Below are 10,626 nucleotides of genomic sequence, written 5' to 3'. Positions count from 1 at the left end.
TCGGAGAGCCGGATGTGGGAAAACCACAAGTCCGGTTCGATGAGGGGACGGCCCCGCAAGGGGCCTCCTACTCTACCACTCCGCAGTCCTCACTAATCTTCGTATGGAACGGTTGGCGCTTCCGAGTTGGTGTGGATCGACGTTGCGAAGTGATGAACGTTGGCATTGACCGTGTGCAATCCGCCGGCGAACAGTACAGCCAGCAATGCGGTAATAATCGCTAAACGCTTTCTCATCGATTTCGCATCCTTTCTTTGATTCGGAGTGCAATTTGACAATAGCAAAGGATGTCCATTTTTGCCAAATTTTCGTAGGGCATTTTTGCAGGATTTTGCCAAAGAATCCCGAATTCTGTCTTTATTGAGGTGGGGACGTGTTCATCATGGAGAACAACAGCGCGAAAAGACAACGGCGATCGGCCCCTTGGCTTCAGCATGGGCGTGTGGGGCGCCCAGTTCCGGCGCCCCTGGGCGCCCGGTGGCGCCATATTTTGCTCTTGCAACGCATGGGACGCACGGCGGATGCCTATCGCCTCGCCATCTCGTCGGCGCGATTAGCCACTCAGAACGGCAATGACGTGGCGGCCCGCCGGCTGGCCGGCATTGTTACCGAACTTCAGAGATATCTTCCTACCGATGCCCAGCTCTTTCACGGTGTCGCCGCATTGGAGGATGAAGCACGCCGCGCGGTGCGGCAGGACCGGTGGCAGGAGGCGTTGGCTGTTACCAACCGCATTCTGGAGATTGATGGGTTGTTGCTCCCATCGCGCCGTCGTGCGAAGGTTAACCGGGCAACGCTCTTGACCACACTGGGGCGTTTCGCCGAAGCGGTGCTTGCTTACGACGCCATCAAAGAAGATCATCAAGTTTGGAACTCTATTGAACCGATGCGGCGCATGGCCCTTCGTCTGGCCCGGTTGTCTGCGCTTAATTACGATCAGGGAGCGACTTTGGAATCGGTGCAGCTAGCCCAGAAGGTTGCCCCCCATTTTGGGAAAAGCCCATCACTGTGGCAGCTCTATTGGTGGATTATGAGCCATGCCGTGTGTGATCGATTGGACCGGTTGGAGTCGGTGCGCCGGGCGAGTCTCCGCACATTCAACCCCGACTGGGACTGGACGGTGGACCGCTTGTTGTGGGGTATCGACCTACGAATCGGATGGCACGAGAATCGCCCCTATTTCGAACGCCGCATTCACTTGGCGCTTGAGGACCCATCGACCCTGGTTGCGCTCGGCCGAAGCGGGTGGATGGACTTGAAGGCCGATTGGCTTAACACGTTGATTGATGAAGGGGACAACAAAGCGCGGGCCCATTGGGAAGACCATGTCGCCTGGTGTGAAGACCAGGGCTACGATGGCTGGGCGGCGTACTGGCATAAGCGGCAGCCTCAGTGAAAAGGGGGGCGCCTGAGCGGCGCCCTTAAATATTCAAGAGTTCGCGGACCCGGGCTTCGGCATAGCCGGTCGCCTGTTCCAACGTAATGCGCGGTGGCAGGGGCTTTTCGTCGGGATCAGTGTGGATATCCACGATGGTTGGCACGTCACTTTTTAGGGCTTCGCTCAAGGCCGTTTCCACGTCCTTGGGATCGGTAACCAAAAAGCCCTTTCCTCCTGCGGCATCGGCATAGGCCGCGAAGTTCGGGTTGAAGAGATCGGTGCCAAATTCCGGAAGGCCATGCACCCCTTGTTCAAATTTAATCATGCCGAGCCGATGATTGTTGAACAGAACCACCGTGACCGGCTTTTGATACTTGACGGCCGTCACAAAGTCAGCCATCAGCATGGCAAATCCACCGTCACCCACCACCGCCACCGATTGGCGCGCTGGCTCGGCAAATTTGGCAGCAATGGCGGCGGGTAATCCAAAGCCCATGGATCCAAGCCAGGCTGAGACGAGCCAGCCCTGATTCCGGATACGGAAGTTGCGCGACATCCACACCAGCGAATTGCCCACATCGATGGCGATGTTGGCGTCAGGCTCCACGAGCCGGGACAGTCTGTCAGCCACCCACTCGGGACTGACGGCCCCGGGCCGACCGCCTTTTTGAGCCTTGTCGGCCAAGGATTTCAGCCAATCTTTTCGCTCAGCCTGTACTTTTTCCACAAAGGGGCTGGGCGTCCGGGGGGCAATCCGTTCCAACAGCGCCTGCAAAGTCGGCCGGGCCGAACCGACCAAACCAAGGTCGACGCGATATCGACGTCCAATCTGGCTGGCTTCCCAGTCAATTTGGATAAGCTGCGCTTTCTTTGGCAGAAATTCGATATAGGGGTAGTTGGTGCCCACCATGAGCAGAAGGTCGCAGTGTTCCATGGCTGTGTGTGCGGGCTTGGCCCCAAGAAGCCCCAAGCCGCCCAAGGCGAGCGGGTGTTCGTCGGGGATGACGCCCTTTCCAGGAAGCGTATTGACGACCGGGATAGCGCACTTTTCGGCCAAAGCCACTAATTCCTGGCGAGCGCTCAAGGCGCCTTTTCCCGCAAGAATGACGGGCTTTTGACTCGCCACGATACGCTTCGCAGCCTCATCTAAAAGGTCGGGGGTTGGCACCGAATCGAAGGAATGGTCGACGACCGTGTACCGGCTCAACTCCTCCGACACTTTCATGCGTGGGACTTCAAAGGGGAAGCTCAAATGCGACACTGCGCGCTTGGAAAGCGCTTGCCGACAGGCCAAATCTGCCATGACGGCTATCTGATTGGCCTCGGAGACCTGATAGTTGAAGGCGGCTACATTTTTGAACAGGCCTAAGACGTCGATTTCTTGAAAGAAACTAGTACCGATGTAGGGAAATCCCACCTGTCCGGTAATGGCCAGTACCGGCGCATGATCAAGCATGGCATCATACAAGCCATTTAGGAGATGGATGGCCCCTGGGCCCGCCGTCCCCATGCAGACCCCAAGTTTACCCGTCTTTTTGGCGAACGCCGACGCCATGAAGGCCCCGGCTTCCTCGTGACGGACTTGTACAAATTCGATGCGCTTGTCTTTTTTCAGAGGACCCATTAAGAGGTCGATGGAGTCGCCGGGAATCCCAAAAATGTGCGTGACTCCGTGGGACGCCAAGACATCTAAGAGCACTTCGCCTACGGTTTGAGCCATTTCACATGCCTCCCTTTGCTAGCTAGGATGTCCCAAACGTTCTTCCTTAAAGGGTTCGCAACAGGAAAATCCGTTGCTGTCCCGCATATTTCCCAGGCCCCGTTTCACACTAAGGCCAGGAGGGATGACATGGTTTGGCTGCGCGCATTATTTCGAGCCGTGGTGGTAGCGCTGGCCATTTGGGCTGGCCAAAGCCTGGTTCCTTCATCCAATCGGGCCGGAATTTGGGCGATGGTATCCTTAGGCATCGGTTGCGCGGTGTTGGGCGTCATATTAGTCAAGGCGGTTTGGACGGCGGACGGGCGGATGGCGCGCGCGGGCTTGCAATTTCTGGCCACGGCCGTCATTCTTGAAGTCTTTTATTGGCTATTGCCCAAGACCATTGGCATGGGTGTTTCTGATTTTGTCTTGGCACTCGCCATTGGCATCGTGAGCGGCTTGTCGGAGTGGGTGGCCCCGGATGTTCCCATGCGGGAGGAACATCCTCCTCATTGACGAATGGAATCGAAAGGGTTGGAGAGGCATTCGTGCGGCGCAAAGGATGAGACCCGCCCCGATACTACGCCCAAAGGCGTATCGATCCCGAACCCATTATTAAGCTATCCTCCTAGTGCAAAGGTGGTCACAGGAGGATTCAGAGGGTGTCGGGATGGATCAGCCGTCGATTTCTCGTTTATGCCGTGGGAAATTCCCTCAACAATATTGGCAATGCCATGTACACCGTGGCTTTACCGCTTTGGGTGTATCATTTGACGCATTCCAGTTTCTCGATGGGACTGGTTGTAGCGATTGAGGCGAGCTCGCTAATATTCCAGCCGATTATTGGAGCTTGGGTTGATCGCGGCAGTCCCCGCCATCTTCTGATCGTCAGCCTTGGGTTCCAAGCCGTCATCAGCGCCTTGCTGCCGCTTTTAGCGTGGCGACAGCTGCTCACGCTTTCGGACATTTACGGCGCTGCGTTTCTGCTGGCGTTGGGTGGCGACGCCCTGCAATCGGTGCAGACGGTCGTTGTTCCACGTATGTTCGGAGCCCAAAAAGACCGGGCCAGTGCCGGGCTTACGGCCGCTTATACCGTGACGACGATGGCGGGGCCGCTCTTGGGTGCCGCGGTCTTGGCCTGGGCGGGATTTCAAACGCTCCTGTGGATTAATGTCCTCTCCTTTCTCGCCCCGGTGGCCTTGCTGCCCTGGACGCGCGTGCCGCGAGGGCGTGAGAGATCCCTGCACACGGCCCGCCCTGGTTGGTGGTCGGAGACCACGGCGGGTTTTCGCGTGATTCGCGATCATCAGCCTATCCGAATGCTATTGACATGTCTGCTGGCCTTCCGCTTTGTTAATGCCGCCTTGTTGCCGCTAGCGGAGTTTCTTCTCAAGGGCGGATATCATCTGAGCAACGCTCGCGTCAGTGGCTTGTTTGTCATCGAAGGACTTGGCTCCTTTATCGGCACTCAATTGCCTTTACGGCTTAGACGGATCTCTACCGTGCAGTTTCTCTTGATGATGGCGGCCTGCAACGTCTTGGGCCTTTTGTGCCTGTTTATCCCCGCTTGGCCGGCTGTACCGGCAGGGCTTTTTCTAGGCTCCGCCGGATATCTTGGGGCGGTGGTTGCCCGGAATATTGTCTTGCAGAATCAGGTGCCGATGGCGGTGTTGGGCAACGCCAGCGCCAGCTTTCGGACGGCGACCGGAATGGCTGCCATCCTGTCCCCTTTGTTGATGGGATTCGTCACCAGCACTCGGGGACCCGGTCTGGCCATCGGGGCACTCGCCCTGATTAGTGCGCTGCCTTTAGTGCTGCTGCGGCCTAAAGCCAGCAACAGCTGGGATCACCAGGGAACCGCGTGAGATGCTTGGGGATTGGCCTAGGACACGCCCGATTTAAACAACATAATCCAGATCGAAAATGCGACAATCCCGAGGCCAATGAAGAGCGCCAACCCGAGGACCGGGAGGTGCCAGATGGTGCCGCGCGCCTCCCGCAGATGCATGAAAATTCCTAGCTGTAGTGCGCCTTGGATCAACGCGATGATAATAATCACGGTGACCAGGGCAGAGAGCGGAAGCCAATGATAGGCGACCATCCCGAAGGCAATGAGGGTCAATATTAGCGACAGGATGTAGCCGGCCACTTGCATGCCGGGGAAGCGTGCGGTATGAAAGCGGGGGGCAAGAAAGCCTAGCTCCACTTCATCGCCATGCCCCGACGGCGCATCGGGATGGTGCACTTGATAATCGTCCATGACGAGCCTCCTTCACTCAAACCATGACTCAAGCGATACCGGTCAGATACACGACCGAGAAGAGAAAAATCCAGACGATGTCGAGAAAGTGCCAGTAAAGGGCGAATGTGTAGAGCTTGCGTCGGTTGGTAACGGTGAGTCCCTTCATGGCCAACTGCAGTGCCAGCATGATGGCCCACACGATGCCCACCGTAACGTGGCTTCCGTGAGTGCCAACCAAGGTAAAGAAGCCGGACAAGAAAGCACTTTGGTGCCAAGTGTGGCCAGCGAGCACATCGCCGACAAATTCCCGGATTTCCAAGGATACAAAGCTGGCCCCTAAGACCAGGGTAACCACCAGCCAACCGATAGCACCTTTAAGTCGGTTGTTGCGGGCCGAAAACAATGAGAGACTGCAGGTGAAGGTGGAGGTAAGCAGGATCAGGGTCTCCGCCAGCACCGGACCGAGGGTGAAGAGTTGATGGGGCGTGGGTCCCAGCGCTACTCGGGACCGGAATACGGCATAGACCGAAAAGAGACTGCCGAATAGCACGATGTCGGTGGTGAGAAAGATCCAAAACCCCATGATGCGAATGCTTTCATGATTGTCTTGAAACTCTGGCGGGATGCTCGTGGTGGTGGCGCTCATGATTCAACCCTCCCTAGTTTCGCTTCGATGTTCAAAATGCGCTTCGGATCAATCTCCATCTCACGGTAGTCGGCAAAGGACCCATAGGCTAGGACGGCGACGACGCCCAGTCCCCCGACAATGGCCAGCCAGTACCATGAGAACACCATCCCGACCGCTCCCACGAAGAAGGCCAATGCCAGCATCACCGGCATGGGGGTGTTGCGCGGCATGTGAATGGGCTTGACGGTGTCGGGCGATATTTTGACTTCGTCGGTGCGGCCCTCCCGTTTCATTTCCCACCACTCGTCGCGCGCGTGCACCACCGGGATGCGGGCGAAGTTATATTCTGGGGCTGGCGACGGCAGCGACCACTCTAACGTTCTGCCGTCCCACGGATCGCCAGTGGTATCCCAGTCGGGATGGATACGGCTCCAGATGATGTTGTAGACCATGATGATGAATCCCACGGCCATGATGTAAGCGCCGATCGTCGACCAGAAATTTAAGGCCGTCCAGCCCAGTCCTGAAGGATAGGTGGCCATACGCCGGGTCATGCCTTCAAAGCCTAGTAAGTACTGGGGAAGAAACGTGACCCAGAATCCCACGGCAAAGAACACGACCGCCCAGCGTCCTTGCCGTTCGTTGAGCTTCCAGCCAAACATCTTGGGCCACCAATAGTACACACCCGACAGGAGCCCAAAGACTGTTCCGCCGATAATCACGTTGTGGAAGTGGGCAATGAGAAAGTAGCTGTTGTGGTACTGGTAGTCACCGGGCACGGCGGCAAGCATCACACCGGTGGCGCCGCCGACCACGAAAGTGGGGATGAAGGCCAACTGCCAGAGCATGGGTACGGTGAGTCGAATCCGGCCACCCCACATGGTGAAAATCCAGTTAAACATCTTCACACCGGTGGGGATGGCGATAAGCATGGTGGACAGCCCAAAAAAGACGTTGACGGCCGGTCCTGCACCCATCTCAAAGAAGTGATGCACCCAGGTGCCATAGCTCAAGAACGAAATCGCCAAGAGCGAGATGACCATGGCCTCATATCCAAACAGCGCTTTTCGTGAGAAGGTTGGAACCACCTCGGAGAAGACGCCAAAGGCCGGCATCACTAGAATATAGACTTCGGGGTGGCCGAAAATCCAAAACAGGTTGACATACATCATCGGCATGCCTTGGTGGGCAATGGTAAAGAAGGAGGCCCCAAACAACCGATCCAGCATGGTCAGGCCCAAGGCCACCGTTAGGGGCGGAAAGGCAAAGAGAATCAATGTTGACGTGATCAGCGCTGACCACGCAAAAATAGGGATCTTGGTGAGGGTCATGCCGGGTGCCCGCATGCGTAATACCGTCACCAAGAAATTGATGCCGGTGGCGATAGTCCCGATGCCGGCTACCTGCAACGATAGCAAGAAGTAGTTTTCGCCCGGACCAGGGTTAAAGGCTAATTCCGAATACGGGGGATACGACATCCATCCTGCGGAGGGTGAGCCTCCCACGGAAAAGGAGATATTGAGCAAAATGGCGCCAATGGCGAACAGCCAAAAGCTAATGGCGTTAAGACGCGGAAAGGCCACATCGCGAGCGCCAATCATCAGGGGAACAGCCACGTTAAAGAGTGCGAACACCATGGGCATGGCCATGAAGAAAATCATGACCGTGCCGTGCGTGGTAAACACCTCATCGTATTGCTGGGCCCCCATGAAATGGCCATGCGGCCCAATCAGTTGGGTGCGGATCATGAGGGCGTCTACCCCACCGCGAAACAGCATGATAAGGGCTGCTATCAGGTACATGATGCCGATTTTCTTATGATCGACCGTGGTGAGCCATTCGCGCCAGAGCCAACCCCAGCGCTTGGTCTTGGTGAGAAATAGCACGATACCGATGGCAGCTACCGTCAGCCCAATGTCAATGCCGACAATGTCGGGCAGCAAGACCTGCGGCGGAAATAACAGTTTAATCAAGTGGATAACCCATTGCTTCAGTGTCATGTTTGCACCTCACAGGTTCTAGGGCTTATGCGTGGGAACGTAGTGAAGACCCTTCACGGTAAATTGGGTGGGCCGTTCTGGGAAGGTCCACACGGGGTAACTGGAGTAGGTCGCCGGCGGCGTCACAGTGCGCCTGAGAAGCTGTTTCCAAGTGGCTTGGGTCATGGGCGGAGCGGTGGACTTCACGTCGTGAACCCAGGACTGAAAAGTGGATTTGGGCACGGCGTGGACTTTAAAGGACATGCGCCAGAAATCCACCCCGCTGAAATTGGCGTTTCGGCCCCGGAACACCCCCGGGCGTGTTGCCTCAAGCCAAAGAGGCAGTACGCGGTTGGGCATGGTATATTCCATACCTCCGAGATTGGGGGCCCAAAAGGCGCCCAGCGGGGAGTTGGCGGTCAATTGAAAGAGCACCGGTCGACCCACCGGGACATAAACGTAGTTCACCGTGGCGATTCGTTGGCCGGGGTACTCAAAGAGCCATTTATAGTCCAGCGAGGTGACGTCCACCAACATCGGATGGCGGGTCGGCACATGGTCGAGGGCCACCGTCTTCTGTACTGTGGGGATGGCAATGATAAGGAGCGCCACCACGGGAATAACAAACACCCCCACTTCAAGGATCCGGTTATGACGCCAGGTGGGCCAATAGGGCGCTTTGTTTCCCGGCGTATCTCGAAAACGAATCAGCACGTACGCCCACAATACCCAGATGAGAACACAGATAACCCCGATTACGATGGTGCTTAAAACGATGAGATTCAATTCCGATTGTGCAACCGGTCCTGCCGGGTGAAACACCACATAGTCGCTGCTGCAGGCCGTGCTGGCTCCCCCGGCGAGGAGGGTTGCCAACACCCATTTCAGATGATGAGACCGTACCTTAAACATGGACATCCTCCCTGGCTGTACCGCGATACCGAAGATCTGGATAACGTGGGTTAGGATGTCAGTTCGGGCGACGGACTATGCGTGTTTAGGGGTGGTGTTGGCAAGGTCGGGAACGTCTCTCGGACGAAGGTCCAGTCCTGGGTGAAGGTTGACGCTAGATAAGGTCTTCGACGGACAGCTAGTGGATGATACGAGGCGGTCATCCAGGTGCCGGCATGGGCTGTCCAGGTCTGCCGGTATTGCGTCACATGGGCATCCGGAGCGGACAGGAAGGATTGAATGGCGATGTTGCCGAGGCAGATCACGGCACGTGGGCGCAATGCCTCCCGTTGATGTTGGAAGTTCATAAAGCACCGGCGACGCTCGTTGTTTTTATCATAGGCGCGCCGCGGGCGGCGTCGAACGACGAAGGTGAGGTAGCAATCCTTAGCGGCAAGACCGGATTGCGAAACGATCTCATAGAGCGTCTGCCGTGTGCCGCAGACAAACGGGCTTCCTTCGTGAGTGGCGCGGGCACCAGGATTGTCTAAGAGGATCCAAAGTGGCGCCTCAGTGCCTTCTCCCCAAACGAGAATGGGAGAGTGGTCCGCTAATTCACAAGTGTCGCAGGGGATCGGTTGTCGAGGCGGGACATCCTCAGGCCATAGCGTCGTCTCCATGGTCTCAGCATGAACGGCCCGAACGGATGCTATACGCCTCAAAGGCCGCCTTATGATGCAGGGCGGCCGCTGCACGAAGGCTTAGATCTTCGCAAAGTAAGGCTTCAGGTCGCGGGCCAACGCTTCGGGATATAGGGTGGTGAACGGCTCGTCATACAACTGTCGGATGGCGGAGACATCCGGGGAATGAAGCGTGGGGTTAATCATGCCGCGAAACGAAATGCGGGCATGAACCCATAGTCTATCAGCAACGGATTGGCCGGGGTAGAACCCAACGTTAAACGAGTATAAGTGCTGGTCCGCCATAAACTGCAACACGTGCTGAAGGCCCGTGGCAAAGGCGCGGAGATCATCTTCCGTTAAGTCCAGGATTGAAAACCGATCCGGGAAAAGAGCTTCGATGTCGCCGATAAAGCTTAAGGGAACGAACGGCACCAGCCATTCGACCGAACCTGTGGCACCGAGGTAGCGTTCTTGTAAGCGACGTTCCTCAGACAACAAATCCTCCCAAAACAGATGATGGTGGGCATCGTAATAGCGGGTCGAAGCCTCAATTTGAGCTTGAAGCCAATTGCCGGGCCGTTCCGTGGCATAAATCTGCAAATGGGGATGTAGCAGGCTGGCGCCGGCCATAGGCATGTAGTTTCCCGCAATCAGTCCGTAACCGATGTGGTGTTCTGCGCGGTGAACGGCAGAGAAATACGCGATGGAGGCCGCTAGGGCATCGACCCAGTGATCAATAGTAAAGGCACTGGTCGGGACTAAATGCGCGTGAGTCACGACCGCGACGGCGCTATGAGCGTCATAGGGCGAGAGGTTGGGAAAGACCAGCGCCTCACCGCGTCGAAATCGGCCATTCGGGGCAATGTTTCGGGGAAACTGGGGTGTGACCTGTTCAATTACCTCGGGGCAAAAGGGACATCCACGTTCTAATGACGCCCGGCTTAATGCGTCCAAGTCCACCACCGGACGTGCGATTGATCCAAAGTGCGCAATCCGGCCGCTGAATCCCGTGAGCGGATCTAAACGGATCTCGCTGTTAATGGTGGTTTCCTTCCAATCAGCTCGTGGATCCAAAAATCGCGTGGTGCGGTTGAAACGGGTGAATTCCATGGAGATCCTTCCCTTC

General features: G+C 56.6%; 11 protein-coding genes. 3 read left to right on the top strand and 8 right to left on the bottom strand.

The window, feature by feature from the left end; genetic code table 11:
• Positions 1–92: 92 nt before the first annotated feature.
• The gene (locus HIJ39_RS13110; protein WP_169100404.1) at positions 93–236 is read right to left on the bottom strand and encodes a hypothetical protein; all 144 of its coding nucleotides are present in this window, start codon (positions 234–236) and stop codon (positions 93–95) included.
• 146 nt (positions 237–382) lie between these two features.
• Here HIJ39_RS13110 and HIJ39_RS13105 point away from each other — a divergent pair, with 146 nt between their 5' ends.
• Complete coding sequence (locus HIJ39_RS13105) at positions 383–1,396, top strand: hypothetical protein (protein WP_169100402.1); 1,014 nt, start codon at positions 383–385, stop codon at positions 1,394–1,396.
• A gap of 25 nt (positions 1,397–1,421) precedes the next feature.
• Here HIJ39_RS13105 and HIJ39_RS13100 read toward each other — a convergent pair whose 3' ends face one another.
• Positions 1,422–3,098, bottom strand: coding sequence for a thiamine pyrophosphate-dependent enzyme (locus tag HIJ39_RS13100; protein ID WP_169100400.1), 1,677 nt, complete (start codon positions 3,096–3,098; stop codon positions 1,422–1,424).
• A 129-nt stretch (positions 3,099–3,227) separates the two neighbouring features.
• Between HIJ39_RS13100 and HIJ39_RS13095 the strand changes: the two genes are divergently transcribed.
• Both HIJ39_RS13095 and HIJ39_RS13090 read left to right on the top strand, forming a co-directional pair.
• Positions 3,228–3,593 (top strand): hypothetical protein, encoded by a 366-nt coding sequence (locus HIJ39_RS13095; RefSeq protein ID WP_169100398.1) that lies wholly within the window; start codon positions 3,228–3,230, stop codon positions 3,591–3,593.
• Between the two features lie 146 nt (positions 3,594–3,739).
• A complete protein-coding gene (locus tag HIJ39_RS13090) occupies positions 3,740–4,942 on the top strand; it encodes an MFS transporter (RefSeq protein ID WP_169100396.1) in 1,203 nt (400 codons plus the stop codon).
• Between the two features lie 17 nt (positions 4,943–4,959).
• Here HIJ39_RS13090 and HIJ39_RS13085 read toward each other — a convergent pair whose 3' ends face one another.
• The 6 genes from HIJ39_RS13085 to HIJ39_RS13060 are packed head-to-tail and all read right to left on the bottom strand — an operon-like array spanning position 4,960 to position 10,610.
• Entirely contained in the window at positions 4,960–5,337 is a 378-nt protein-coding gene (locus tag HIJ39_RS13085) for a cytochrome o ubiquinol oxidase subunit IV (RefSeq protein ID WP_169100394.1), read from the bottom strand.
• A gap of 28 nt (positions 5,338–5,365) precedes the next feature.
• Positions 5,366–5,965, bottom strand: coding sequence for a cytochrome (ubi)quinol oxidase subunit III (locus HIJ39_RS13080; RefSeq protein ID WP_169100392.1), 600 nt, complete (start codon positions 5,963–5,965; stop codon positions 5,366–5,368).
• Entirely contained in the window at positions 5,962–7,947 is a 1,986-nt protein-coding gene (locus HIJ39_RS13075) for a cytochrome c oxidase subunit I (protein WP_169100390.1), read from the bottom strand. Before HIJ39_RS13075 ends, HIJ39_RS13080 begins: the two co-directional genes overlap by 4 nt.
• Before the next feature lie 18 nt (positions 7,948–7,965).
• Positions 7,966–8,838 carry a cytochrome c oxidase subunit II gene (locus HIJ39_RS13070; protein WP_169100388.1) on the bottom strand — a complete coding sequence of 291 codons (873 nt, stop codon included), beginning with the start codon at positions 8,836–8,838 and terminating at the stop codon, positions 7,966–7,968.
• Positions 8,839–8,888: 50 nt separating this feature from the next.
• Positions 8,889–9,539, bottom strand: coding sequence for a uracil-DNA glycosylase family protein (locus HIJ39_RS13065; RefSeq protein ID WP_169100386.1), 651 nt, complete (start codon positions 9,537–9,539; stop codon positions 8,889–8,891).
• Positions 9,540–9,578: 39 nt separating this feature from the next.
• Entirely contained in the window at positions 9,579–10,610 is a 1,032-nt protein-coding gene (locus HIJ39_RS13060; protein WP_169100384.1) for a hypothetical protein, read from the bottom strand.
• Positions 10,611–10,626: the final 16 nt, after the last annotated feature.

This window comes from Sulfobacillus harzensis (genome assembly GCF_012933365.1).
Lineage (GTDB): Bacteria > Bacillota > Sulfobacillia > Sulfobacillales > Sulfobacillaceae > Sulfobacillus_B > Sulfobacillus_B harzensis.
Note: the sequence above shows the minus strand (reverse complement) of the source record. Positions and strands in the feature narration are given on the sequence as shown.

Coding starts and splice junctions, on each gene's coding strand:
- HIJ39_RS13085 (WP_169100394.1), bottom strand. CDS start 5,337: ATGGACGATTATCAAGTGCACCATCCCGATGCGCCGTCGGGGCATGGC.
- HIJ39_RS13110 (WP_169100404.1), bottom strand. CDS start 236: ATGAGAAAGCGTTTAGCGATTATTACCGCATTGCTGGCTGTACTGTTC.
- HIJ39_RS13070 (WP_169100388.1), bottom strand. CDS start 8,838: ATGTTTAAGGTACGGTCTCATCATCTGAAATGGGTGTTGGCAACCCTC.
- HIJ39_RS13080 (WP_169100392.1), bottom strand. CDS start 5,965: ATGAGCGCCACCACCACGAGCATCCCGCCAGAGTTTCAAGACAATCAT.
- HIJ39_RS13075 (WP_169100390.1), bottom strand. CDS start 7,947: ATGACACTGAAGCAATGGGTTATCCACTTGATTAAACTGTTATTTCCG.
- HIJ39_RS13095 (WP_169100398.1), top strand. CDS start 3,228: ATGGTTTGGCTGCGCGCATTATTTCGAGCCGTGGTGGTAGCGCTGGCC.
- HIJ39_RS13060 (WP_169100384.1), bottom strand. CDS start 10,610: ATGGAATTCACCCGTTTCAACCGCACCACGCGATTTTTGGATCCACGA.
- HIJ39_RS13100 (WP_169100400.1), bottom strand. CDS start 3,098: ATGGCTCAAACCGTAGGCGAAGTGCTCTTAGATGTCTTGGCGTCCCAC.
- HIJ39_RS13105 (WP_169100402.1), top strand. CDS start 383: ATGGAGAACAACAGCGCGAAAAGACAACGGCGATCGGCCCCTTGGCTT.